The organism is Halorubrum aethiopicum, from assembly GCF_001542905.1.
In the GTDB taxonomy this organism is placed as follows: domain Archaea; phylum Halobacteriota; class Halobacteria; order Halobacteriales; family Haloferacaceae; genus Halorubrum; species Halorubrum aethiopicum.
Genome location: NZ_LOAJ01000001.1, coordinates 2726020 through 2751781, shown reverse-complemented (window position 1 = coordinate 2751781; position 25762 = coordinate 2726020). Strand labels below are relative to the sequence as shown.

Below are 25762 nucleotides of genomic sequence, written 5' to 3'. Positions count from 1 at the left end.
GTCTTTCCGTCGAGGTTCCGGCGTCCTCGCGTCGGTCACCCGGTCGTACTCGCGGATCCGGAAGCCCCCCGCGGGCTCACCCGTCCGCACCGCCGACCCCTCCGGCTCACTCGTCCGCGTCGCCGTCGGCGAGGTCGCCGCGGACGCGCGACTCCGCGCGGCGGAGCACCTCGCGGACGGGGAGGTCCGTCTCGGCGGCGACCGCGGCCGCCTCGTCGTACTCGGCGCTCACGTCGTAGACGTCGCCGTCGGCGGTCGAGGCCACCTTCACCGCCACCTCGTGGTCGACCCCATCGACCGAGACGATCGCGGTCTCGAAGGCGCGCTCGGCGATCCAGCGGTGGCTCGCGCCCGCCTGTCGCACGCCCAGCGTGCCGGTCTCCCGGGCGAGCCGCTCCGCGACCGCGGCCGCGTCCGCCGGCTTACAGATCGCTTTCACGAGGTGGCCCGGGCGCGACTTCTTCATCGTCGTCGGCAGGATCGTCACGTCGCGAGCGCCGGCCGCCGAGAGCGACTCCTGGAGGCCGCCGAGCACCTCCGGCGTGGCGTCGTCGAGGTTGGTCTCCAGAACCGCGATGTCGTCGCCGACGAGCCCGCCGGATCCGGTGCCGTGCCCGTGCGCCTCCGCCGTGACGGTCTCTGCCCCGCCGTCGCCGACCACCGCCCGGAGCACGTTCGGGTGGCGATCGAGGGTCACGTCGCCCGCGCCGTACCCCGCGCCGTCGACGCGGAGCTCCGGCAGCGCGTCGACGCCCTCGGCGACGGCCCCGAGGATCGCCGCTCCGGTCGGCGTCAGGAGCTCGCGGTCGACCGGGCCGCCGACGAGCGTGAGGCCGGCGCGTTCGGCGATCTCGACGACCGCCGGGGCCGGGACCGGGTAAACGCCGTGCGCCATCTCGACCTCGCCGCCGCCCGCCGCCAGGGGCGTCGTGACCACGCGGTCGGCGTCGAGGTCGTCGAGGAGCAGCGCCGCGCCGACAACGTCGGCGACGGCGTCGTCCGCGCCCACCTCGTGGAAGGCCGTCTCCTCGAGGTCGGTTCCGTGCGTCGACGCCTCGGCGCGGCCGAGCAGTTCGAAGGCATCGAGCGCGGTCGCCTCGACCGCCGCGGGGAGGTCCATCGACTCGACGACCTCGACGACCTCCGGATAGGTCCGGTGGACGCCGGCCCCCTCGGCATGGGTGTGCTCGTGGTCGTGGTCGTGAGAGTGGTCGTGAGAGTGTGAGTGGTCGTGGTCGTGCCCGTGAGAGTGATCGCCGTCGCCGTCGTCGCCGCCGTCGTTCTCGAGGAGCACGTCGACCGTCGTCGCCCGGATCCCGTTTTTCGTCGTCTCGCCGACCTCGTAGCGGACGGGGAGCCGTTCCTCGACCGGCCGGAGCACCGCGGCGTCGGCACCGGCCGCGATCAGCGCGGCACAGATCATGTCGCCGGCCGCGCCGGTCCGACCGTCGAAAGCGAGCGTGCGCATGCGAACACGCACGCAGCCGACGGATAAAGAGCCGTCCCACTCGGACGCCCCGATCCGCGCGCCCGGTCGACGTCTCCCCGACCGCGGGTCGGACTCGGGGGGAGGGCTCACTCGGGGTTCGGGAGGGATCGGCGGCCACTACACGGGATATCAATCAGATACCGAGAACGATCCGGGACGAGGGAACGTCGACGACACGCCGGGAGAGGTCACTCTGGCCGCGTCCGTCTGTCAGGGACGTTCAGTATGTCCGATCGCTGTGGTTTCCGAACACCTAAGCCCGAAGTGGCCGAGTCGGGAAGTAACGATGGACCACCCAGGCCCGCCGCAGTTCGCCGCCGTCGGCGACGCGGTACAGTTAGCGCCACGCGACCCCGACCCCGAGGCCACCTACCGGTGGACGGTCACCGAGGCACCGATCGCGAGCGAGGCGACCGTCGGCGACGGGGCGGTCGAGGAGTTCGTTCCGGACACGCCCGGCCGGTACCGGATCACGCTGGAGACGCCCGCGGAACGCCATCACCTGACGGTCCGGGCCTTCCCGAGCGACCACAGACCCACCGGCGAGGGAGCCGGCGGGGCCGGGATCGCCGGCCGGAGCGGCTACAGCGGGGAGAGCGGCTACGGCGGACGGAGCGGATCCGCCCGCGGGAGCGGCGGCGAAAGCGGTCTCGTCTCCGGGTCCGGTTCGGGCGCGCGAGAGCAGTCCCCGGAGCACGAGGACGGCAGACCGCGGGTGCGCCTCGACGCCGAGATCGAGGGCGAGGAGGCGGTCGTCCGCGCGACCCCGACACCGCACCCGGACTCGTCGCGGGACGCGAGCGACCTCGGCGTGGAGTTCCTCCTCGACGACCGCGACGGCGTGACCCGCGGCGACGTGACCGTCGGCGAGCGCGAGCTCCGGATCCCGCTCGTGGCGATCGACGAGCGGGTCCGCGTCCACGGCGTCGCCGTCGGCGCGAGCTACAGCGTCGCCGACGCGGTGAGCGTCGACCGGCTCGGCGACGGCGACGACGTCGGCGTCACTCGGCTCAACGACCCGCCGGCGTGGGCGACGGACGCCACGCTCTATGAGATCTACGTCCGCGGCTACGCGGCCGACGACGACGAGGCCGAGACCACCTTCGAGGCGCTCGAGAAGCGGCTCGACTACCTCGAGGAGCTCGGCGTGGACACGCTGTGGCTCACGCCGGTGCTCCAACACGACGGCGCGCCCCACGGCTACAACATCACGGACTTCTTCTCCATCGCCGACGACCTCGGCGACCGCGAGGACTACGAGGCGTTCGTCGACGCGGCCCACGACCGGGGGATGAAGGTGCTCTTCGACCTCGTGTTGAACCACTCCGCGCGCGACCACGAGTGGTTCCAGGACGCCTACCGGAACCCGGACTCGCCGTACCGCGACCGCTACGAGTGGCAGGAGTCGGGCGAGCCGGGCACCTACTTCGACTGGGAGCTCATCGCCAACTTCGATTTCACCAGCCTCGAGGTCCGCCGGCACCTCCTCGACGCCGCCGACACGTGGGCCGCGGTCGCCGACGGCTTCCGGTGTGACATGGCGTGGGCGGTCCCCGAGTCGTTCTGGAAGGAACTCAGGGAGCGGCTCAAAGCCCGGGACTCGGAGTTCCTGCTGCTCGACGAGACCATCCCCTACATCGCCGACTTCCACGAGGGGATGTTCGACGTCCACTTCGACACCACGCTGTACTTCACCCTCCGGCAGGTCGGGCGCGGCCACGAGCCGGCCGACTCGGTCCTCGACGCGATAGAGGGCCGGGCGCGCTCCGGCTTCCCGGACCACGCCGCGTTCATGCTCTATCTGGAGAACCACGACGAGACGCGGTACCTCGTCGAGTGCGGCGACGACGCCGCGAAGGCCGCCGCCGGCGCGCTGTTCACCCTCCCGGGGATCCCGATGCTCTACGGCGGCCAGGAGCTGGGCCAGCGCGGCAACCGCGACCCGCTCGCGTGGGACCACGCCCGCGAGGAGATCCGCGACCACTACGACGACCTGCTCGCGCTCCGCGAGGCGCATCCGGTCCTCGGATCAGCCGGCGACCTCGGCCGCGTCGACTACGAGACGGCGGGGACGGCCGACCCCGACGACGTCGTGGCCTTCACGCGCGAGAGCGAGGCGGCGAGCTACGTCGTGCTGCTCAACTTCGGCTCCGAGGCCGCCGTGGTCGGGGTCGACGAGACCGTCGACGCGACCGACCTCGTCTCCGGCGAGTCGCGGGCGGCGGCCGAGGGACTGACCGTCGAGGACGTCGGGGTCTTCGCGGTCGCGGACTGACCGATCGACCCGGCCGGCGGACGCCGCCTCGCCGACCGACGTGTCCCGGCTCCCCGGCGAAAACGCACGGTGACGACGGGGTTTTAAACGCGGAGACTATACCATGCGATAAGATGGCACACCTCATCGCGGACGGACCACGGACCGTCCGATCGACGGGAGGGACCCCTCGGAGCAACAGGCTTATTCCCGAACCGGGTGCAGGTACGGCTATCCCCCGCGAGGAACCATGAACGAAGTCCAACTCGAAGTGGCGAAGGCGTACCCGAACGACTCGGGGCGCGGCATCGCGCGGCTCGACCCCGACACCCTGCTCCACCTCAAGCTCTCGCCCGGCGACATCATCGAGATCGAGGGCGCGGAGACGACCGCCGCGAAGGTGTGGCGCGCCGACCGGCAGGACTGGAACACCGACACGGTCCGCGTCGACGGGTTCACCCGCCAGAACGCCGACGTGGGCATCGGCGAGCGCGTCACCATCCGGAAGGCCGAGGCGGAGAAGGCTGACAAGCTCGTTCTGGCCCCGCCCGAGGAGGCGTCCGTCCAGTTCGGCTCGGACGCCGCCGGCATGGTGAAACGGCAGATCCTCAAGCGCCCGGTCGTCGAGCGCGACATCGTCCCCGTGATGTCCTCGACGAACCACCCGTTCATGCGCTCGCCGGGCCAGGCGATCCCGCTCATCGCGGTCGAGACGGAGCCCGACGGCGTCTGTCTGATCACGGAGGACACCGAGGTCGAACTCCGCGAGGAGCCGATCTCCGGGTTCGAGAAGACCGGCAGCGGGATCACCTACGAGGACATCGGCGGACTCCAGTCGGAGATCCAGCGCGTCCGCGAGATGGTCGAGCTCCCGATGAAACACCCGCAGATCTTCTCGAAGCTCGGGATCGAGCCCCCGCAGGGCGTGCTCCTTCACGGCCCGCCGGGCACGGGGAAGACCCTGCTCGCGAAGGCGGTCGCCAACGAGACCAGCGCCTCGTTCTTCTCGATCGCCGGCCCGGAGATCATCTCGAAGTACTACGGCGAGTCCGAACAGCAGCTCCGCGAGATCTTCGAGGACGCGAAGGAGGAGTCGCCGTCGATCGTCTTCATCGACGAGCTCGACTCCATCGCGCCGAAACGCGAGGACGTGACGGGCGAGGTCGAGCGCCGCGTCGTCGCCCAGCTGTTGACGATGATGGACGGGCTCGAGACCCGCGGGCAGGTCGTCGTCATCGGCGCGACCAACCGCGTCGACAGCGTCGACCCGGCGCTCCGCCGCCCCGGCCGGTTCGACCGCGAGATCGAGATCGGCGTCCCCGACGAGGTCGGCCGCAAGGAGATCCTCCAGATCCACACCCGCGGCATGCCGCTGTCCGACGACGTCTCCTTAGACCACCTCGCCGACGAGACCCACGGCTTCGTCGGCGCGGACGTCGAGAGCCTCACCAAGGAGGCCGCGATGAAGGCGCTCCGGCGGTACCTCCCCGAGATCGACCTCGACGAGGAGGAGGTCCCGCCGAGCCTCATCGACCGGATGATCGTCAAACGCGACGACTTCGCGGGCGCGCTCACGGAGGTCGAACCCTCCGCGATGCGGGAGGTGCTCGTCGAGCTCCCGAAGGTCTCTTGGGAGGACGTCGGCGGGTTGACCGACGCGAAACAGCAGGTTCAAGAGTCCGTCGAGTGGCCGCTCACGACTCCGGAGAAGTTCGAGCGGATGGGCGTGGAGGCCCCGAAGGGCGTGCTGTTGTACGGCCCGCCGGGGACCGGCAAGACGCTGATGGCGAAGGCGGTCGCCAACGAGACGAACGCGAACTTCATCTCGGTCCGCGGACCGCAGCTGCTCTCGAAGTGGGTCGGCGAGTCGGAGAAGGCGATCCGGCAGACGTTCCGGAAGGCCCGGCAGGTGAGCCCGACCGTGATCTTCTTCGACGAGCTCGACAGCCTCGCGCCCTCCCGTGGCCAGGAGATGGGCAACAACGTCTCCGAGCGGGTCGTCAACCAGCTGCTGACGGAGCTCGACGGGTTGGAGGAGATGGGCGACGTGATGGTGATCGGCGCGACCAACCGCCCGGACATGATCGACCCCGCGCTGATCCGGTCGGGCCGGTTCGACCGGCTCGTGATGATCGGCCAGCCGGACCAGGAGGGTCGCGAGCGGATCCTCGAGATCCACACCGACGACACCCCGCTCGCGCCCGACGTCAGCCTCCGGGAGGTCGCGGAGATCACCGACGGTTACGTCGGCTCCGACCTCGAGGGGATCGCCCGCGAGGCCGCCATCGAGGCGCTTCGGGACGACGACGACGCGGAGGAGGTGGAGATGAAACACTTCCGTCGGGCGATGGAGTCGGTCCGGCCGACGATCACCGAGGACATCATGTCCTACTACGAGGAGGTCGAACGCGAGTTCAAGGGCGGCGGCCGCGACGCGCTCCGGGACACCGGCGGCCGCGTCGGGTTCCAGTAGGGGTCCCGGCCGTCCTCCCCTGTCAACGCGGCCCGTCCCGCTTCCGCGCCTTTTAACCGCCGCAGCGGCCAAGACGGGACATGGCCCAGCCGCGCGTTCCCGGCGACGACGACCACGCGCTCGAGCTCCCGTGTGGCGAGACCGTCGGTCTCGGCGAGTTGGACCTCGGGATGCGGGAGTTCGAGTGCGCCTGCGGCGAGACGCACGCGGTCGTGATGGACGTCCACCCGCCGGAGCGCTTCCTCCCCGAGTTCCTCGTCGACGTCCTCCGGGAGGCGATAGAGACGACCAGCGAGGAGATGCCCGAGTTCGACACGCCGCACCTCCTCGGGGTCGTCCTGGAGGAGTTCCCCGAGTCGGTCGTCACACACGACGCCAGCGGCGACGGCGAGGTCGGCTACGCGATGGTGTGGGTGTCGGACTTCGACTCCCGTCGGCTCCACGAGGTGATCGTCGAACTCGTCGTCGAGCTGATGGAACACGCCGTGAGCCACGCCGAGGACGACGACGCCCTCTCGGAGTTCGAGCGGGAGATGATGGAGTTCGACGTGAGCGAGTTCGTCGAGCAGTATCGCGCGGAACGCGACCTCGAAGCCGAGGACCCGTACGCTTGATCCGCCTCGGAGCCGGCGGCAGCGAACCGAACGGATTCCGCGGTAGCGAGTCCCTGTGTCGGACGTGCGTCCGACTCCTGTCTCACTGAAACCTATACCCTCGGCGGCCGTACGTAAGACACATGCACACCCACGAGTACGAGCGGATCCGCGGTGTGCTCGCCGACGCCGAGGAGCCGTTGACGGCGCGGGAGATCCTGGCGCTCTTGGAGGAGACCGAGGGGATCGACAGCCCGCATCGGGTCGCGACCGTGTTGGGACGGTGGGCGAAACGCGGCGAAGTGGACGTGATAGCCGGGCAGCCGTACCGCTACGAGCTGAACACGTAGCGGTCGGCTCGCCCCACGGACGATCCCGGACGACTCCACACGACTCCGGACGACTCCACACGACCGGGAGCGGCGGCCACGGGAGTTCCGCGTGTCCGTCGCTCACTCGTCAAACGGCCCGTCCGCGCCCGATCGACTCGCCGGCACCGATCGAGACGATACCATGGAGTATGTGGACGCGTGTCTTGCGAAAATCGCAGATCACCTGCGAGATTCGTACTTTATCGTCGGCCTTATTACGATGAGCGTACTCGGTCGCGATAATGAGCGAGGACCGGACCATACTGCTCATCGGTAGCGGACCGATCCAGATCGGACAGGCGGCGGAGTTCGACTACTCCGGGGCGCAGGCGTGTCGCGCGCTCCAGGAGGAGGGGGCGCGAGTCGTCCTCGTGAACTCGAACCCGGCGACGATCATGACCGATCCCGAGACCGCCGACCGGGTGTACATCGAACCCATCACCCCCGAGGCGATCGCGGAGGTCGTCCGGATCGAGGAGCCCGACGGCGTCATCGCCGGCCTCGGCGGACAGACCGGCCTCAACGTCACCGCCGAGCTCGCGGAACAGGGCATCCTGGAGGAGTACGACGTCGACGTGATGGGGACGCCGCTCGACACCATCTACGCGACGGAGGACCGCGACCTCTTCCGCCGGCGGATGGAGGACCTCGGCCAGCCCGTCCCGAAGTCGACGACCATCTCGCTCGACGAGGGCGAGTCGGTCGCCGCGCTGACCGAGGCGGACCTCGTCGACCGCGTCGAGGAGGCCGTCGACGCGGTGGGCGGCCTCCCCGTCATCGCCCGGACCACTTACACCCTCGGCGGCTCCGGCTCCGGGGTCGTCGACGAGTTCGACGAACTCGTCGAGCGCGTCCGCAAGGGGCTCCGGCTCTCGCGGAACAGCGAGGTGCTGGTCACCGAATCGATCTCCGGGTGGGTCGAGCTGGAGTACGAGGTGATGCGCGACGCGGACGACTCGTGTATCATCATCTGTAACATGGAGAACATCGACCCGATGGGAATCCACACCGGCGAGTCGACGGTCGTCACCCCCTCGCAGGTCATCCCGGACGACGGCCACCAGGAGATGCGCGACGCGGCGCTCGAAGTGATCCGGGATCTCGGCATCCAGGGCGGCTGTAACATCCAGTTCGCCTGGCACGACGACGGCACGCCCGGCGGCGAATATCGCGTCGTCGAGGTGAACCCGCGCGTCTCCCGCTCCTCCGCGCTGGCCTCGAAGGCGACCGGCTACCCGATCGCCCGCGTCACCGCGAAGGTCGCCTTGGGCAAGCGGCTCCACGAGATCGACAACGAGATCACCGGCGAGACGACGGCCGCCTTCGAGCCCGCCATCGACTACGTGGTGACGAAGGTGCCGCGGTGGCCCATCGACAAGTTCGACGACGTCGACTTCGAGCTCGGCACGGCGATGAAGTCGACCGGCGAGGCGATGTCGATCGGCCGGACGTTCGAGGAGAGCCTCACGAAGGCGCTCCGCTCCTCGGAGTACGATCCCGCCGTCGACTTCGCGAAGGTCTCCGACGAGGAACTGGAGACGGAGTACCTCGAGCGGCCGAGCCCGGACCGCCCGTACGCGATGTTCGAGGCCTTCGACCGCGGCTACGGCGTCGACGACGTGGTCGAACTCACCGACATCCACCGCTGGTACGTCGAGCGCTTCGAGAACGTCGCCGACGCGACCGCGGCGGCCGCGGAGGGCGATTTCACCGCGGCCGCGATGGCCGGCCGGACGAACGCCGAGATCGCCGCGGTCGCGGGCGACGGCGGGACGGCGGCCGAGATCGGCGACGTCGAATCGACGGTCCCCGATCGCACGTTCAAGCAGGTCGACACCTGCGCGGGCGAGTTCGAGGCGTCGACGCCGTACTACTACTCCGCCCGGCTCCCGGAGTTCCTCGCCGGAGCGGACACGGCCGGGGCTGCGAACGAGGTCCGCGTCGACCCCGACGTCGAGAGCGTCGTCGTCGTCGGCGGCGGCCCGATCCGGATCGGACAGGGCGTGGAGTTCGACTACTGCGCGGTCCACGCGGTCCGGGCGCTCCGCGAACTGGGCATCGACGCCCACGTCGTCAACAACAACCCGGAGACGGTCTCGACGGACTACGACACCTCCGACGGGCTCTTCTTCGAGCCCATCTCCGCGGAGGAGATCGCCGACGTGATCGAGACCACGGGCGCGGACGGCGTGATGGTCCAGTTCGGGGGACAGACCTCCGTCAACGTGGGCGAACCCCTCAAAGCGGAGATCGAGCGTCGCGGGCTCGACTGTTCGATCCTGGGCACGAGCGTCGAGGCGATGGATCTGGCCGAGGACCGCGACCGCTTCAACGTCCTGATGGACGAGATCGGCGTCGCCCAGCCGGACGGCGGCACCGCGACGAGCCGCGAGGAGGCGCTCGATCTCGCCCATCGGATCGGCTATCCGGTGTTGGTGCGCCCCTCCTACGTGCTCGGCGGCCGCGCGATGCGGGTCGTGGAGGACGACGCGGAGCTGGAGGAGTACATCGAGGAGGCGGTCCGCGTCAGCCCGGACAAGCCGATCCTGATCGACCAGTTCCTCGCGGACGCGGTGGAACTCGACGTCGACGCGGTCGCGGACGGCGAGGACGTGCTGATCGGCGGCGTGATGGAGCACGTCGAGAGCGCCGGCGTCCACTCCGGCGACTCCGCGTGTATGATCCCGCCGCGCTCGCTCGCGGACGACACCCTCGAACGGGTCCGCGAGGTGACCGAGGACATCGCCCGCGCGCTCGACACCGCCGGGCTGCTCAACGTCCAGCTCGCGGTGACGGGGGTTCACGATCCCGAATCGGACGCCGAGGTGTACGTCCTCGAGGCGAACCCCCGCTCCTCGCGGACGGTGCCGTTCGTCTCGAAGGCCACCGGCGTCCCGATCGCCAAGCTCGCGGCGAAGGTGATGACCGACGACGTGACCCTCGCCGACCTCGACGTCGACGAGCAGATCCCGGAACACCTGAGCGTGAAGGAGGTCGTCCTGCCGTTCGACCGCCTGCCGGGCTCGGACCCGCGTCTCGGCCCCGAGATGAAGTCGACCGGCGAGGTGATGGGCACGGCTCGCTCGTTCGGGAAGGCGTACGACAAGGCGCAGGACGCGACCGGCAAGCCGATCCCCGAGTCGGGCACCGCCGTCGTCGACCTCTCCGCGGAAGAGTTCCCGGACCCGGACACGACGGAGGGAGAGGCCCTCGTCGACGGCTTCTCCGAGCACTTCCAGCTGTCGACGGCGACGGACCTCATCGAGGCGGCGCGTCGCGGCGAGATCGACCTCATCGTCTCGCGCCAGCGGGACCTCCTCGAGGTCGCTGTCGAGGAGGAGATCACCTACTTCTCGACGCACGCGAGCGCGAGAGCGGCGCTCGAGGCGATCGACCACGCGGGCGACGACCTCGACGTGATGGCGGTGTCGGACCGGCCGAAGCGCGTCGAGAACTGGGGGAAGTAGCGTCGCTGGCGAGGGTCGCGTCGCTGGCGCGGTGACGGACCGGTTGGCGAACAGGCGGCGCGGTTCCGATCCCGTGGCGGGTCGCCACACACCCGTCTCGACCGCCGCGGGGCGGCTCTCAGGTCACGTCGGGTGTTGACGCGTCATCCCGTTTGAATCGTCGTCCAGGCTCCGTCGACCGGATCCGATCGAGAGTCCCTCGGGCACGGACGCTTCCGAAACGGCTGCGCTATCTCGCGTGCCAGTGATACGGATGTTTCGATGGAGACTGGGACGAGTAGAAGGGGATCGTTGCTGGGGCGGTGAACTCGAGTGCGGAGAACGTCTCCAAAGCCCCAGTCGCGAGGGCTCGCGCGGCTCGCTGTGCGCTTCAGTCGCTCGTTTCACTCGCTCCTTCCAGTGCTTGCTTCGCCGGGCTTCGCCCTCGCGACTGCCCCTTTGAGTCCCACTCCGCACAGCCCCGCACCTCACGCCTCCCCAGCCTCGCGGTTCGCACTCTCCGAGTGCTCACCGCGTCCCTCGCGGGCGGTTCGCGGGTGCTGTCGCACCCACTCACCGGCGCGCCACCGCTCGGGCGATCGCTCACTCCTTCGCCTGTATTGAGCGACTCCTCCGTACGCGTGAAAGGCCCTCCGCGATGCTCTGCCCGTCGCGGTCGGCACTGGCCCTCCTGACGGAGAAAAGCGATTCAGGGCCAGTCGTCTCGGGAGGGTTCCTCGGGCTCTTTGGCCTCCTCCGGCGTCGCGAGGGTCCATCCGGCGGCCTCCGCGGCGTCCTCGACGTGGAGGAACTCCCAGCCCGTCGCCTCCGCGACCGCGACGTCCTCGTCGTCGACGCCGACGAAGACGTGCCGGTCGGTATCGAACTGGCTCTTGATGTTCTCCAGGCTCTCCTCGACGCCGCGCGGCCCGGAGAAGAAGTCCTGGCGCACGCGGTGTTTCCGGGTGAAGTTCGTGACGACGTACGTGGGCTTCTCGCTTACGACCCCGACGTACTCCGTCCACTGCCGAGCGCCGCTGAACACGGCGTTCGGGTCGGCGAGTGCCTTCAGCGCCTCCAGTTCGAACGCCAACGTCATGTCGCTTGATCCGCCGCTGTCCATGCGTGACGTTTCGCGTCGCGGGCGAAAACGACTTCGCTTCTCACGCGAACCGCGGGCGGCGGGCGGCGGGTGGCGGGCGGCGAGGCGACGAGGAGGACAGCGAGGCGACCGCCGAGTCAGCGGGCGCGGATCCGGTAGTAGTCGGTGAACTTCACCACGTCACCGTCCTCGAGGTCCGCCGACTCCGGGGCGGTCCGCGGCCGACCCGCCAGCTCGGCGACGGCGGTCTGCGTCGCCTCGTCGAGTTCGTCGTAGTGACGGACCCGCGCGTCGGGGGGTATCGGCCGGTGCGACGCAGCCGCATCCGTCGTCCTTCCTCTCGAAGCGCCATATGTTATTATTTAACATGGTATTTGTTAACTCTTTCGAGCGGCTCCCGCGGGGATCACGATCGGCGGGTCACGGGGCGGCCGTGCGGTCCGCGGGACGCGGCAGCGTGACCGTCACGACGGTGCCGCGGGGCTCGGCGTCCGCGACCGTCGCGGAGCCGCCGGACTGCTGGAGCACCCAGTACACCAGCCACAGCCCCAGTCCGCTGCCGTGATACAGGGCGTCGACCGCGCGCCCGGTCTCCAACACGTCGCGGTTCATCCCGGTCAACCCGGGACCGTCGTCGACGACCGAGATCGTCACCGTCTCCGGCGACGTCTCCACGGAGACCTCGACCGACGGCCGGTCGCGGTCGTGATGGACGACCGCGTTGTGGATCAGCTCCTCTATCGCCCGGTCGATCCACTCCGTCGCGGACGCGACCGCCTCGCCCGTCGCCGGCGTCGACGCCGAGATCGCCGCCTCCGGGAACTCCGCGGCGGTCGCCGCGACGATCCGGTCGACCGTCCGGCCGACGTCGACCGGCTCCGTGTTCGGCGGATCGCCCAAGACCTCGGTGATGTGGTGGGCCTTCTCGCTCGTCGTCAGGAGCTCGTCCGCGCGCGAGACGATGTAGGAGGCGGCCTCGGCGAGGTCGTCGCCGTCGCCGTCGATGTCTGCGGCCCTCCCCGCGTCTCTCTCGACGATCTGTTCCGCCCGTCCCCGGATCACGGTCACGGCGTTCCGGAGGTTGTGCTGGAGCACCCGGTCGACGACCCGCAGCTGCGTCGCCCGGTTCTCGCTGTCGGTCACGTCCCGGAGGACGCCGACGACCCCGGCCACCCCGCCCTCCTCCTCGGTGGCCTCGAGCGGGTAGTAGCGCACGTCGAACGTGCGGGTTCCCCGATCCGGGTGGGTCCGCGTCGTCCGGTACTCGACCGGCTCCCCCCGGAGCGCTCGGTCGATGTGGCGTTTCACCTCCGGGTACCGCTCGTCGTCGACGACGTCGCCGACCGTGAGCCCGTTCACGTCCGCCTCGTCGATGCCGTGGTACGTCCGGTACTGCCGGTTGGCGAACAGGAACCGTCCCTCCCGGTCGACGGCGGCGATCAGGTCCGTCGCGCCGTCGATGGCGTGCTCGAACCGCTCCAACTCCCGCTCGCGGGCCTTGATCTCCGTCACGTCCCGACAGATCGCGAACGTCCCCGCGAGCTCGCCGTCCTCGTCGTAGTAGGGGTACCGCCGCGTGCTGAAGGTCGCCTCGCGCCCGCTCGGCTCGAACGTGGGGGAGACCTCGTACTCCGCGGGCTCCTCCGTCTCGAGCACCTCCTCCCGGTGCTCGTCGATCGTCGCCGCCGTCTCCGGGTCCATGAACGCGAACTCGTCGGTTCCGTACAGCTCCGCGCGCGGCACGCCCGCGAACTCGCTTACCGCCTCGTTGAGCAGCTCGAACTCGCCGTCGCGGTTCTGTAACAGGATCGGCTCGTCGAGCCGCTCGACGATGTCCCGGTACTGTTTCAGTCTGCCGACGGCCGCCTTCCGCTCCGTGACGTCCGTCTGGATGGCGACGAACCGCGAGACGGCTCCCGTCTCGTCCAGTACCGGCGCGATGGTCTGATGGGCGTGGTACGGCTCGCCGTCCTTGCGTCGGTCGACGATCTCCTCTTCCCACACCTCGCCCGCCCGGATCGTCTCCCACAGCGACGCGAAGTAGTCCTCGGACATCTCCCCGGAGTTGAGGATCGCCGGCGTCTCCCCGACCGCCTCCTCGGCGTCGTAGCCGGTGTGTTCCGTGAACGCCGGGTTGACGTACTCGATCGTTCCGTCGGTGTCGGTGACGTAGATCGCGTGACCCGCCTGTTCGACCAGGTTCCGGAACGTCCGGAGCTCCCGTCCCCCGCTACCTTCGCTGTGCTCCCGGAAGCTGCCGGTGTAGACGCGCCGATCCCCGCTCTCGTGGTCGTGAAACCGTACCGAGAAGGTGTGTTCGTCGCCGTCGGCGGCCGCGAGCGGGACCGTGACGTCTCCCTGGCCGACGAGCCGTTCCGGACGTTCGAGACGGGCACGGAGGGACCGCGCGCGCTTCTCGACGACCGTCGCCGGGATCAGAGACGAGAGCCGGCGACCGACGAGGTCCTCCGGGGCGTACCCCAGCGTCGATTCGACCGCCGGGTTCGCGTAGACGACCGTCCCCTCGGCGTCGAGCGAGATCACCGGATCCGCGCTGCCCTCCACGAACGACGCGAGAAACCCGTCGTCGGGGGGGTTCGGCGGCTCGTCGACGGGGTCGCGTGACATTACTGATCCGTCAAGCGAGGGCGACGTGAAAAGGTACTGGCTCCTCCGGACCGCTAGGAAGGCGGCGTCGGGGGAGACGGGATCGGGATCGGGGGTCGGTGTCGGGACGACCGGCCGGTCAGTGCTCGGTCGAGGCGGCGAGGTCGTCGACGGAGAAGCCGGGCTCCATGAGGAGTTCCGTCTGGCCGCTCACGTCGCGCTTCTCGCGCATCAGCTGTTTGAACGCCGACTGCGGCGAGAGGTCGCCGATGAGCACGCCGCCGACGACCCGCCCGTCCTTCAGCGCGACGCGCCGCCACTCGCCGTCGGCGGTGGTGGCCTCCACCGAGTCGTCGCCGAGCGTCGGGTGGCCGAAGGAGAGGAAGGGGAAATCGAAGTGCGTGATCGAGTACGAGGAGACCCACTCGAAGGGTTCGCTGCCGTGGTCGATCATGTTGTGTGCGGCGATCGTCCCCTGCTCTTTGGCCGATCCCCACGCGCCGTTCTGGGCGCGCTCGCCGAGGACCGTGTCGTGGAACTCCGTGATGTCGCCGGCGGCGAACACGTTGTCGACGTTCGTCCGCATGTACTCGTCGACGATCACCCCGTCGTCGGTCTCGATCGGTGTGTCCTCGAGTATCTCCGTGTTGAAGTCCAGCCCGATCGCCACGCCCGCGAAGTCGCACTCGTACCGCTCGCCGTTGGGGTCGACGGCCGCCTCCACGTGGCCGTCGTCGTCGACCTCGAAGCGGTCCACGCCGGAGTCGAAGACGGGTTCGACGCCGCGCTCGCGCATCGCCTCGTGCATGATCTCCGCGCCCTCGTTCGAGAGGGCGTAGCGCCACCAGGAGTCGCCGCGCATCAGGTACTTCGCCTCCACGTCCTGTTCGCCGCAGATCGCCGCGAAGTCGATGCCGAGCAGCCCCGCGCCGACGATGACGCCGCGGTCGGCGTCCTCAACGCTCTCCTTGATCTTCCGGGCGTCCTGGAACGTCCAGAAGTGGTGGATCCCCTCGGCGTCGGCGTTCTCGACGGGGAGCTGTTGGGGCGTCCCGCCGATCGCCAGAAGCAGAGAGTCGTACTCGATCGTCTCTTCCTCGTGGGTCCGGATCGCGTCGTTCTCGACGTCGACGTCGACGACCAGCGTGTTCAATCGGAGGTCGACGTCGTGGTCGTCGTACCAGGACTCGTCGTGGATCGAGATGGGCGCTTCCGGGAGCTTCCCCTTCGCGAACTCCTTTATCAGGATCCGGTTGTAGAGGGACTCCCCCTCGTCGGTGATGACCGTGATCTCGGCGTCAGGCGCTTCCTCGCGGAGGGTCTCGGCGGCTGAGGCCCCCGCGATCCCGTCCCCGACGATCACGTACGAATCGCTCATGGGCGGCGTTTCGGATTGGGGGTTAATGTGGATTGTCATCCGCGTTCAGAACCGTGATAGTCTCTCGCTACCCCGCCGCTTCGACGTTCCCGACCGGCCGATCCGGCGGATCGACCGTCGGATCGCCCCGTCGCCGCCACAGATTCAAGGCCGTCGCCGCCCAACGATGCGTATGAAGATCCGGCAGAACATCCGCCACTGGGCCGCGAAAAAGGCGCTTACGACCCCGGTGGTCGGTGACGTCGCCAACGACAAGCTCGTCGACCTCCACACGAGCATCTTCCTCAACAAGGCCGACGAGGAGCGCCGAGAGGAGCGCAGAGGCCACCTCGACGACTTCTTCGACGCGACGATGGACGCGTACGTCGCCGCCCTCGAGGCCGGCTTCCCGGAGGCCGAGGCCCGCGAGATCACCCACGTCCAGGCCAACTTCGACTTCTTCAACCACGGCTGGACGGAGATGATGGAGATCCCCGGCGACGAGCTCGAGGAGCACTACCGGCGGTACGAGTCGTTCTTTTCGGACCACGGGATCACGATCGACGACCCGCTCGGCGAGTTCCGCCCGGTAGGTGGGATCGCGGACGCGCCCGAGACCCTGGAGCGACTCGAGACGGCGGAGTACGAGAACGCGCTCGCCGGGTTCGCCGACGACGTCTACGTGGAGACCGACGACGGCGAGACGGTCGTCGGCGGCGACACCGAGGAGCCCGAGGAGGTCGATCCCGCCGCCGCGCCCGGTCTCGACGAGGACGAGGCCAGCGCCTGACGGGCGGAAACGGTTCCGCCGCCTTCACCCCCACTCGAATCCGGATCCCTCTCCGAACGCTCCCGTCCCGGCGTCCGCCACCGCCTCCGCGGCCGCGACCCCCGCGGCGACCCGCGCCCCCGGCGAACCTCCGAACCGGTCGAGCCGGCTTCCGGGCCCGGCGTACGCGACGCCCGGAAGCCCCGCTTCGCCGAGGTCGATCGGGACGCGCTCGCCGGGACGCGCCGCGACGGTCGCGGCGGGATCGCGTGCGATCCGGAACGACCGAACCGCCTCCGGGGAGAACGCCGGAAACAGATCCTCGAGCGCAGACAGCCATCGATCTCGGACCGTCCCCTCGCTTCCGTCCTCCGCGCCGTCCACGTCGCCGACCGATCCCCCGCGACCGACCAGATACGTCAGGTGATCGCCCCCGTACCGGTCGGGCGGGACCAGGTTCGTGTGCGCGAACAGCGTCCCGAACGGGGCGTCCTCGCCCGTCGAGAGTTCCCCGGGTTCGACCGTCACCCGCCACGCGTCGACGATCGGCTCGTCCGTCGCGACGAGCGCGCACGTTCCGGGGACGGCGTCGACGCCGGGGTCGACCCCCGTCACGTTCCGAAGCGTCGCCGGGCCGGCGGCGACGACGACCCCCTCGCAGTCGACGACCCGGCGATCGTCGGGCGTCTCGGGCGTCTCGAATGTCTCGACCGTCACCGAGACACCGTCGCCGTCCCCGTCGCGGTCGACGCGGGAACTCACGTCGGCCACGCGGCTCCTCGTCCGGATCGCCTCCTCTCCGATCGCCTCGACGAGCGCGTCCGCGAGACGGGACATCGAGCCGTCGAGGTAGCCGACCGCGGCCCCGCGGCGGTCGCGGTCCTCCCGCGAGCGAAGCCACTCCGCGAGCCACGCCGCGGAGACGCCGTCGGCGCGGTCACCGAACTCGGCGCGGAGGACCGGCTCGACGTATCCCTCGTAGGTCGCCCGCGACGCGCGCTCCGTGACGAACGCCTCGACGGTCACCGCGTCGAGGTCGGCGGCGGCGTCGGTTCCGGCATCGTGCCCGTCAGCGTCGTCGTGGCCCTCGTCAGCGTCGTCGAGGCGGCGAACCGCGCGGACGAGACGCCCGGCTCGAGCCGCGTCGACGAGGCCGGTTCCCGGATACGCCAGCCGCTCCCACGGGGCGTCGAGCGGGTGGACGACCCCGTCGCGGTAGCGGGCGGTTCGGCCGCGTCGCCACGCGATCCGACCGTCGAGCCCGTGATCGGCCGCGAGCGACGCCAGGGCGTCGTCGCCGCGCGAGAGGTAGTGCGGGAACCGCTCCACCGGGTCGCCGGCGGTGTCGACCGCGCGCGCCCGCCCGCCGACCGCGTCCGTCGCCTCGAACAGCCGCACCGGGCGGCCCGCCTCGCGGAGCCGGGCGGCCGCCGCGAGTCCCGCGAGCCCGCCGCCGACGACGCCGTACATACGGGCTAGGAGGGGTCCTCGTCGGTAAGTGTGTTGCGGGGATCGGACGCGTCGACGGGATCGGACGGATCTGCGGGGTCGGACGCGTCGACGGGATCGGGCGAGTCCGGCGGATGAGGCGGGTCGGCGGGGCCGTCTCCCCCGTCCCCGAGGCGATCCGCGAGGAACCGGCGAACCGCCTCCGGGGGTCGTCCTCGCGGTCGCGGAAGACGGCCAGCCCGGCGCGGTACCGCTCGGCGTCGTCGCGGGTCGGCGCGGGCGCGTCGGCGGGTCGCTCGAGTTCCAGTTCCGCGAGTCCCGTTTGCTGCCCGGTGTAGGCGAACCCGCACTTGTAGAGCGCCTCGTAGGCGAACGGGTTGTTGACGGCGATCCGGACGCGCTCGTACCCCGCGTCGGCGAGCCACGAGACGGTCCGCCGGACCAGGTCGGGACCGAGCCCCTCGCCGCGGCGCGCGGCGTGGACGGTGACGTAGCGGAGCCGACAGCACGCGGGGTCGGTGCGGTCCGGCGAGAAGGAGACCGCCGCGAGCACGTCCGTCTCGAACGCGTCCGGGTCGACGGTCTCGGGGAGCGGCTCCGCGGGCTCCCACTCGGGCACCGCGTCGGCGCCGTCGACGGTCCGCAGGAGCGCCTTGCCCGTGTCGCCGACGACGAACTTCCCGGCGTACGCGAACGCCCGGTAGTCGAGCCGGCAGGTCGCCCCCTCGCCCGGCGCGCCCGCGACCGTGAACTCGATTCGATCCGACGCCATGGGCGTCGCTACGGGCGGAGAGACGTAAACGGTCCGGGCGGTCGCGGCGGGACGCGGACGGGGGCGATCGCGGCGGGACACGGACGGGAGCGATCGCGGCGGGACGCGAACGGGAACGTCCGCGACGACGACCGGGAGCCGCCGGCGGCCGTATGATCCGGACCTATAACTCCGCGCCGGCCGCAGGGCCGCCATGTACGGCCTCGGCGACGTTCGCTTCTTCGACCGGATCGCGCCGCTGTACGACCTCGTCATGCCGCCCGCGAGCGGCGCGGCGCTCGCGGCGGGGTTCGACCGCGCGGAGCGACCGATCGACCGACTGCTCGACGTCGGCGGCGGCTCCGGGCGCGCGGCGGCCGCGCTGACGGGACCCGAGGTCACGGTCGTCGACGCCTCCCTCGGCATGCTCCGGCGCGCTCGCGAGGCCCGCGGGCTGTCGGCGGTCGCCGGCGACGCGGGTCGCCTCCCGTTTCGGGACGGAAGCGTCGACGCCGCCATGGTCGTCGACGCGTTCCACCACCTGCCGGACCGGCAGGCCGCCCTGCGGGAGGTCGCGCGAGCCCTCGCGCCCGGCGGCGTCCTCGTCGTTCGCGAGTTCGACCCCGCACACCCGCTCGGGCGGCTGCTCGTCGCCGGCGAGCACGCGATCGGCATGGGATCGCGGTTCTCGACGCCCGACGCGCTCGCGACCGACATGGAGGCGGTCGGACTCGACCCGGCGGTCGTCGACCGCGGCTTCGGCTACACCGTCGCTGGAGTGCGCCTCGATCGGGACGAGACGGCCTAATTCCGGACGGGACGGCCTAGTCCTGGGGATGTCCGTGTGCGTGGTCGCTCTCCTCGCCGTGATCGTGGGCGTGATCGTCGCCCTCGCCGTGGTCGTGACCGCCGCCGTGGTCGGCCCCGCTGTCGTCCGTCTGGCCGAGCACCTCCGCGCCCTCGCCGTCGATCATGTCCATGTTCTTGAGGTTGTCCCGCTCCTCGAAATCGGCGACGGCCTCCATCACGTCGGCCTGGGTGATGGTCATGCGGTCCTCCGTCAGCGCGCCGAGCACGGCCTCCCGAAGCACCATCCGGAGGTCCGAGCCCGTGAGCCCGGTGGTCCGGTCGGCGACCTCCGCGGGGTCGAAGTCGGCGATCTGCATCTCGCGGGTGACGACCCGGAGGATGTCCGCGCGCATGTCGCGGTCGGGCTTGGGGAAGTTGACGATCTCGTCGAACCGACGCCAGGCAGCGGCGTCGAGCTGGTCGGGGTGGTTCGTCGCGCCGATGAGGAGCACCTCGTCGCGGACGAGCGACACCTCGTCGATCGACTTGAGCAGCGTGTTGACGGCGCGTTTCAGGGCGGCGTGTTCGTCGGACCGGCGCGTCTTCGCGACGGAGTCGAACTCGTCGATGAAGAGGATGCACGGCGAGAGCCGCTTTGCGACCTCGAAGGTCTTCTCGACGTTCTTCGCCGTCTCGCCGAGGTACTGGCTCGTGATCATCGACATCTTCACCTCGACGAGCGGGATGCCGAGCTGGTGGGCGAGCGCCCGCGAGACGGTGGTCTTGCCGGTGCCCGGCGGGCCGACGAACAGCAGCTTCCCGATCTCGCGGAGCCCGATGCTCGCGAGGTACTCCCGGTGTTCGATCGCCTTCACGATCTTCTGGATCTCCTCCTCCTGATCGCCCGTCAACACGAGGTCTTCGAGCGTGGTCTCGATCTCCTCGGGCGCGCGGACGTTGACGAGGTCGAGCATCTCGCCGTCCTCGTCCTCGTCGAAGTACTCCTCGAGGAGCGCGTCGATCCAGACGCGGTCGGCCTGGATCGGCCGCACGTCCTCGCGCGCCTCCTCGCGGGAGACGGGGGCCTCGAGGCCGTCGGCGGCCTCGAGCGCCGCGACGAGCGTCGGGTTCGAGGCGATCCGGTCGGCGTCGGCGTGGTCGCGGTACCACTCCAGTCCCATCTCGGGCTGGGTGAGCGTGATCTCGCCGGAGAACTCGGTGTGTTGGGTGAACAGGAGGTCCGAGACCGCGTCCCAGGGCCGCTCGACGCCGGTCGCCGTTCGGGTGCTGGCGTCGGTCGCCTTCAACGGGCGCTCGACGCCGCCGGGAGCGTCCTCCGCGGCGTCGGCCGACCAGAACACCCGCCTGAACCGGGGCGGGAGGTCGTTCTCGTCGAGGTCGCGGTTCTCGCTGTAGAAGTGGGTGGTCAGAACGAACTCGACAACGTCGAGCGCCGGGTCACTCATCCCCGTTAGGTAGCCGTGGCACGCGTTTAAGCGCGTCGAACCGTGATCGGCTTCGACCTCCTCGCGCCGTATCGAACCCTTATTAGTCTCGGTGTGAGACGGGGAGGTATGAGTTCCGAGGACGCCGAGGCCCCCGATCCCGCCGGCGGGGGCGCGGACGCCGACATCGACCACGAGAACGCCACCCAGGACGTCGTCGCCGTCGACCCCGACGACGCCCCGCAGGGCACCGTCAACCGGCTCGACGCCCACACCGGAGACGGGATCCGCCACCGGGCGTTCACCTGCCTCGTCTTCGACGGCGACGGCCGGATCCTGCTGGCGCAGCGCGCCCCGACCAAGCGGCTGTGGGACGGCCACTGGGACGGAACCGTCGCCTCTCACCCCGTCGAGGGGCAGTCCCAGGAGGACGCCACCGAGACGAGACTCGAGGAGGAGCTGGGAATTACGCCCGACCAGTACGACGACCTCCGGGTCACGGACCGCTTCGAGTACAAGCGCTACTACCCCAACGAGGGCGTCGAGTGGGAGGTGTGTGCGGTGTTGAAGGTCACGCTCTCCGACACCGACCTCGACCCCGACCCCGCGGAGATCGGCGGCCGGATGTGGGTCGACTACGAACACCTCCACGAGAACCCGGCGCTGTACCGCCAGCTCCGCCTCTGTCCCTGGTTCGAGATCGCGATGCGGCGCGACTTCGCTTAGTTGAAGGCGGAGCCGCGACTCCCTCCGGTATGACCGTCGTCGTCGTGTTTGCGAACCCGCCCCGCGAGGGGCTCGTCGCGACCGGGCTGGCGGAGTCGACCCCGCTCTCGACCGCCGAGGCGGCAGATCTGTACGAGGCCGCCTTCCGGGACGCCGTGCTCGCCGTCGACCGCTCCGGCGGCGACCTGCTCGTCAACTACCCCGACGAGGAAGCGATCCCCGAACCGCACCGGACCGACACGCCGCCGGAGGCCGAGCTCCGCACGATCGTCGCCGACACGCTCGGCGGGACCGGCGACGTCCGGTTCGAGCGGCAGGTCGGCTCGTCGTTCGGCGCGCGCGCCGGCAACACCGTCACGCACCTGCTGCGCGAGGAGAACGCCGATTCGGTCGCGGTCGTGACGCCGACCGCGCCGCTGCTCTCGCGGACGGTCGTCGACTCCGCGGCGATGAAGCTCCGGACGAACGAGGTCGTGATCGGCCCCTCGACCCGCGGCCGGGCGTACTACGCCGGCTTCGCCGAGCCGATCGACTTCGAGGGCGCGTTCGACGCCCCCACGCTCCCGACGCTCGCCGCCCGCGGACGCGACGCCGGGCTCGACGTGGAGTTCGTCGGGTCGCTTCCATCCCTCGAGACCCGCGCTGACCTCCTCGACACGGTCCCGCTGCTGCGGGCGCGCTTCTCCGCCGAGCGGATCGTCCCCGACTACACCGCCGCGTTCGTCCACGAGCACGGCCTCGACGTCGTCGTCGAGGACGGCGAGGAGCGGATCGTTCGGGACTGAGTCGGGAGTCTTTCGCCGTCCCGTCAGGCCGAGTAGCCCGCGAGCCCCGCGAGCAGCCGATCGATCCCGTCGCCGTCGAGTTCCGCCGCGAGCGACGCGACAGACTCGCGGTCGACGCGGTCGGCCGCCGCGCGGACGGCGACCCGCTGGTCGCCGAGCGGAACGAACGCACAGCCCAGCCGCTCGGCGGTCTCCCGGAGTCCCACGCCGACGTCGGCGTCGCCCGCGAGCACCCGCCGGACCGGGCTCTCGAACGCCCGGAGCGTCAGCCCGTAGCCGTCGATCCGCTCGGTCAGATCGGCCCTGGCGGCCGAGCGCTCGTCGGCCAGCTCCGCCAGCGCGTCGTCGAGGCTCCGGCGGAGCCCCGTGCCGGTCGGCCGGTTGACGAACCGGAGGTCGCGGTCGACGAGGTCCACGAGCCCCTCGACGCCCTCCGGGTTCGCGTCGGGCACGACGAGGCCCCACTCGCGGTCCCACCCGCCGAGGACGACGTCGTCGACGTCCCGGTCGGTCGGGCCGGCGACGACGGCGACGTCCGGGACGCCGTCGCGGAGTCGCCGGTAGCCCTCGCGGGAGCCCACCGGGAGGTACCGCGGGTTCGCGAGCCGGTCGAGCAGTCGGTTGACCGCCGGATCGTCCTCGCCGACGCCGAGCAGGGTCGGCGGGCGGACGTCCGGCGAGAACAGTTGAACCGTGACGGGTTCGCCCGCTTCCAGATACTCGGTGTCCGGGTCGACGGCGACGACGCCGTCGGCCTCGACGAGGCTCGTCGTCGCGCCGGAGCCCTTGTCGACCGGGTAGACGATGGGGGCCGTCGAGTCCCCCGCCGGCCCGTCCGCGGCCGCCTCGTCCGCGACCCTCCTGTCGGCCGCGCCGGCGTCGCCCAGATCGAGTAAGCCGACCGGCATCAGCCGGAGCCGCCCCTCGGCGTAGCGCTCGCGGACGGCCATCCGTCCCTCGACGGTCGCGGTTCGCGGCTCCGGGAGCCCGGCGGCCTCGCGGACCGCCGGCGCGACGAACGTCCGGAAGATCGTCAGCGCCGAGACGGGATAGCCGGGGAGCCCGACGTAGGCGGACTCGCCGCCGTCGGCGCGGTCGAGCCGCCCGATCAGCATCGGCTTGCCGGGCTTGACGGCGACGCCGTGGAGGAGGAGGTCGCCGCGCTCCTCGATCACGCGGTAGATCACGTCGACCGCGCTCGCGGAGGTCGACCCCGACGAGAGCACCAGGTCGCACTCGTCGGCTGCCTCCCGGAGCAGCCGCTCCATCTCCGCGTAGTCGTCGCCGGCGTGGGGGTAGAGGACGGGCTCGCCGCCTGCCTCCGTCACCCCCGCCGCGATCGTCGTCGAGTTCACGTCGTATATCTCGCCGCGGGAGGGGTCGAGGTCGTCGCCGGGGCGGACCAGCTCGTCGCCGGTGGAGACGATCCCGACCGTGGGTCGTCCGCGGACGGGGACCTCGTCGACGCCGAGCGCCGAGAGCAGCCCGATCTCGCGGGGCGTCAGCCGGGTTCCCGGCCCGAGCGCCCGGGCTCCTGCGGCGATGTCCGCGCCCGCGGCCATCACGTGGTCGCCCGGCGCGACCGACGTGCGGAACGCGATCCGGTCCGATTCGTCCCCTTTCGCCGGCCGCTCGTCGGTGCGCTCGACCATCACCACCGCGTCCGCGCCGTCCGGCATCACCGCCCCGGTCGACACCTCCGCGCAGGTGCCGGGGTCGACCGTCACCTCCGGGGTCTCCCCGGCGTGAACCCCGCCGACGAGATCCAGCTCGACCGGGTCGGCCTCGTCGGCCCCGAACGTGTCGCGGGCGCGGACGGCGTAGCCGTCCATCGACGCGCGGTCGAACCCGGGGACGTCGATCCCGGCGTCGACCCGCTCGGCGAGCACCCGCCCGCGGGCCTCGCTCAGGGGGACGGACTCCGGCTCCGGAGAGAGGTCCAGCGACGCGATGGCGTCGCGGGCGGCGTCGGGCTCGGCCAGGTCGCGGAACTCCTTGCGCTCCGTCATTCCGTCACCTCCCAGAGCTCGACGTCGACGACGTCGCCGGCGTCGAGCCCCTCCCGCGGCTCCGGCACGACGACCCAGCCGTCCGCGAGCGCGACGCTGGAGAGGACGCCGGAACCGCTCGCGCGGGTGGGCGTCGCGACGAAGGGCGCGTCGTCGTCGGCGTCGACTCCGTCGCCATCCTCGGTGTCGTCCGCCCGCGACAGCCTCACCCGGGCGAACGTCCGGGTGCCGGGCTCGCTCGCCACCTTCCGGTCGAGGCGCGCGCGCCGGGTCGGGAGCGGGTCGGCGGTCGTTCCTCCCGCCAGTTTCTGGACGGGTCGGAGGAACTGGACCGCGTTGACGATACAGGCCACGGGGTAGCCGGGCAGCGAGACCACGGGCGTCCCCTCGACCCGCCCGAGACACACCGGATGGCCGGGCTTGAGCGCCACGCCGTGGACGAGCACCTCGCCGAGGTCGTCGACGACCTCCGGGAGGAGGTCGCGCTCGCCGACGGAGGAGCCGCCGGTGGTGACGACCACGTCGGCGTCGAGGTCCCGCTCGATCGCGGCCGCGAGCGCCTCCTCGTCGTCGGTGACGACCTCGCGGTACCGCGGCTCGCCGCCCCAGCGCTCCACGAGCCGGGAGACGGTGAGTCCGTTCGTCTCGATCACCTCACCGGGGTCGGGGTCGGCCTGGACCAGCTCCTCGCCGGTCGGAATCACGGCGACCGCGGGGCGCTCGCGGACGACGACCTCCTCGAGGCCGACCGACTTACACAGCCCCAGGTCGGACGGGCGGAGCGTCTCGCCCGCCTCGTAGAGCCGCTGGCCCTCCGCCACGTCCTCGCCGGCCGCGCCGACGTTCTCGCCGGCGGCGACCGCGTCGAACGTCTCGACCTCGTCGCCGACCGCCTCGACGTGTTCGATCATCACGACCGCGTCCGCGCCCTCCGGGAGCGCGCTCCCCGTGTGGACGCGGACCGCCTCGCCGGGCGCGACCGACCCATCCTCGTGCTCTCGCTCCCGCAGGACGGTCGGCGACCGGTCGGACGCGCCGAAGGTGTCCTCCGCGCGGACCGCGTAGCCGTCCATCGCCGCCCGGTCGTAGCCCGGCACCGGCGCGGGCGCGTCGATCGGCTCGGCGAGGACGCGCCCGTCGGCGTCGGCGAGGGGGACCGTCTCGGTCCGGCCGTGGGGCTCGACGGCGTCGAGCAGCGTCGCGCGCGCCTCGGCGACGCGGGTCCGCCGTTTGAACCCGGCCTCGTGTCTGTCGTGGCTCATGGCCGGTCGTTTCGCCTCCGCGGCCAAAAACCCCGCCTCCCCGGCGGCGTCGCCGACTCCGCACCGCGCCGGCCGCCCTCCCGGA

17 protein-coding genes and 1 pseudogene are annotated in these 25762 nt (G+C 70.9%); 9 read left to right on the top strand and 9 right to left on the bottom strand.

Annotated features, from left to right (window positions below; all coding sequences use genetic code 11):
* Nucleotides 1-106: 106 nt before the first annotated feature.
* Nucleotides 107-1468, bottom strand: a complete 1362-nt coding sequence (larC, locus tag AXA68_RS13130; RefSeq protein WP_066417630.1) for a nickel pincer cofactor biosynthesis protein LarC — start codon at nucleotides 1466-1468, stop codon at nucleotides 107-109.
* A gap of 307 nt (nucleotides 1469-1775) precedes the next feature.
* Here larC and malA point away from each other — a divergent pair, with 307 nt between their 5' ends.
* From malA to carB, 5 genes are all read left to right on the top strand, one after another.
* Nucleotides 1776-3764: an alpha-amylase MalA gene (gene malA / locus AXA68_RS13125; protein ID WP_066417627.1), complete on the top strand. Its 1989-nt coding sequence runs from the start codon at nucleotides 1776-1778 to the stop codon at nucleotides 3762-3764.
* Between the two features lie 229 nt (nucleotides 3765-3993).
* Nucleotides 3994-6216 (top strand): CDC48 family AAA ATPase, encoded by a 2223-nt coding sequence (locus AXA68_RS13120; protein ID WP_066417625.1) that lies wholly within the window; start codon nucleotides 3994-3996, stop codon nucleotides 6214-6216.
* A gap of 80 nt (nucleotides 6217-6296) precedes the next feature.
* Nucleotides 6297-6830 carry a DUF5815 family protein gene (locus AXA68_RS13115; protein ID WP_066417623.1) on the top strand — a complete coding sequence of 178 codons (534 nt, stop codon included), beginning with the start codon at nucleotides 6297-6299 and terminating at the stop codon, nucleotides 6828-6830.
* 122 nt (nucleotides 6831-6952) lie between these two features.
* Complete coding sequence (locus AXA68_RS13110) at nucleotides 6953-7159, top strand: hypothetical protein (RefSeq protein ID WP_066417621.1); 207 nt, start codon at nucleotides 6953-6955, stop codon at nucleotides 7157-7159.
* Between the two features lie 263 nt (nucleotides 7160-7422).
* Nucleotides 7423-10647 carry a carbamoyl-phosphate synthase large subunit gene (gene carB / locus AXA68_RS13105; protein WP_066417618.1) on the top strand — a complete coding sequence of 1075 codons (3225 nt, stop codon included), beginning with the start codon at nucleotides 7423-7425 and terminating at the stop codon, nucleotides 10645-10647.
* A gap of 688 nt (nucleotides 10648-11335) precedes the next feature.
* Here carB and AXA68_RS13100 read toward each other — a convergent pair.
* The 3 genes from AXA68_RS13100 to AXA68_RS13090 form a co-directional block, all read right to left on the bottom strand.
* On the bottom strand, nucleotides 11336-11749 hold the full coding sequence (locus tag AXA68_RS13100; RefSeq protein ID WP_066417615.1) for a DUF7124 domain-containing protein: 414 nt from the start codon (nucleotides 11747-11749) through the stop codon (nucleotides 11336-11338).
* Between the two features lie 399 nt (nucleotides 11750-12148).
* Nucleotides 12149-14356 carry a PAS domain S-box protein gene (locus tag AXA68_RS13095; RefSeq protein WP_066417612.1) on the bottom strand — a complete coding sequence of 736 codons (2208 nt, stop codon included), beginning with the start codon at nucleotides 14354-14356 and terminating at the stop codon, nucleotides 12149-12151.
* A gap of 118 nt (nucleotides 14357-14474) precedes the next feature.
* On the bottom strand, nucleotides 14475-15713 hold the full coding sequence (locus AXA68_RS13090) for an NAD(P)/FAD-dependent oxidoreductase (protein ID WP_066417610.1): 1239 nt from the start codon (nucleotides 15711-15713) through the stop codon (nucleotides 14475-14477).
* Nucleotides 15714-15885: 172 nt separating this feature from the next.
* On the opposite strand from AXA68_RS13090, the gene AXA68_RS13085 reads away from it, so the two are divergent.
* Nucleotides 15886-16482 (top strand): DUF6149 family protein, encoded by a 597-nt coding sequence (locus AXA68_RS13085; protein WP_066417607.1) that lies wholly within the window; start codon nucleotides 15886-15888, stop codon nucleotides 16480-16482.
* Nucleotides 16483-16506: 24 nt separating this feature from the next.
* Here the strand turns inward: AXA68_RS13085 and AXA68_RS13080 are convergent, their stop codons facing one another.
* Together AXA68_RS13080 and AXA68_RS17610 are read right to left on the bottom strand one after the other, a co-directional pair.
* Entirely contained in the window at nucleotides 16507-17931 is a 1425-nt protein-coding gene (locus AXA68_RS13080; protein WP_066417604.1) for an FAD-dependent oxidoreductase, read from the bottom strand.
* A gap of 98 nt (nucleotides 17932-18029) precedes the next feature.
* Nucleotides 18030-18667, bottom strand: a pseudogene (locus AXA68_RS17610) (GNAT family N-acetyltransferase); the annotation flags it as partial.
* 208 nt (nucleotides 18668-18875) lie between these two features.
* Here AXA68_RS17610 and AXA68_RS13070 point away from each other — a divergent pair.
* A complete protein-coding gene (locus AXA68_RS13070) occupies nucleotides 18876-19469 on the top strand; it encodes a class I SAM-dependent methyltransferase (protein ID WP_066417599.1) in 594 nt (197 codons plus the stop codon).
* 16 nt (nucleotides 19470-19485) lie between these two features.
* On the opposite strand, the gene AXA68_RS13065 is transcribed toward AXA68_RS13070, so the two are convergent.
* Entirely contained in the window at nucleotides 19486-20916 is a 1431-nt protein-coding gene (locus AXA68_RS13065) for an ATP-binding protein (protein ID WP_066417596.1), read from the bottom strand.
* A gap of 108 nt (nucleotides 20917-21024) precedes the next feature.
* Here AXA68_RS13065 and idi point away from each other — a divergent pair, with 108 nt between their 5' ends.
* Together idi and AXA68_RS13055 are read left to right on the top strand one after the other, a co-directional pair.
* The gene (idi, locus tag AXA68_RS13060; RefSeq protein WP_066417592.1) at nucleotides 21025-21621 is read left to right on the top strand and encodes an isopentenyl-diphosphate Delta-isomerase; all 597 of its coding nucleotides are present in this window, start codon (nucleotides 21025-21027) and stop codon (nucleotides 21619-21621) included.
* Nucleotides 21622-21650: 29 nt separating this feature from the next.
* Nucleotides 21651-22406, top strand: a complete 756-nt coding sequence (locus tag AXA68_RS13055) for a DUF2064 domain-containing protein (RefSeq protein WP_066417589.1) — start codon at nucleotides 21651-21653, stop codon at nucleotides 22404-22406.
* A gap of 23 nt (nucleotides 22407-22429) precedes the next feature.
* Here the strand turns inward: AXA68_RS13055 and AXA68_RS13050 are convergent, their stop codons facing one another.
* Nucleotides 22430-24415, bottom strand: a complete 1986-nt coding sequence (locus AXA68_RS13050; RefSeq protein ID WP_066417587.1) for a molybdopterin biosynthesis protein — start codon at nucleotides 24413-24415, stop codon at nucleotides 22430-22432.
* Nucleotides 24412-25677 carry a molybdopterin molybdotransferase MoeA gene (locus AXA68_RS13045; protein WP_066417585.1) on the bottom strand — a complete coding sequence of 422 codons (1266 nt, stop codon included), beginning with the start codon at nucleotides 25675-25677 and terminating at the stop codon, nucleotides 24412-24414. Before AXA68_RS13045 ends, AXA68_RS13050 begins: the two co-directional genes overlap by 4 nt.
* Nucleotides 25678-25762: the final 85 nt, after the last annotated feature.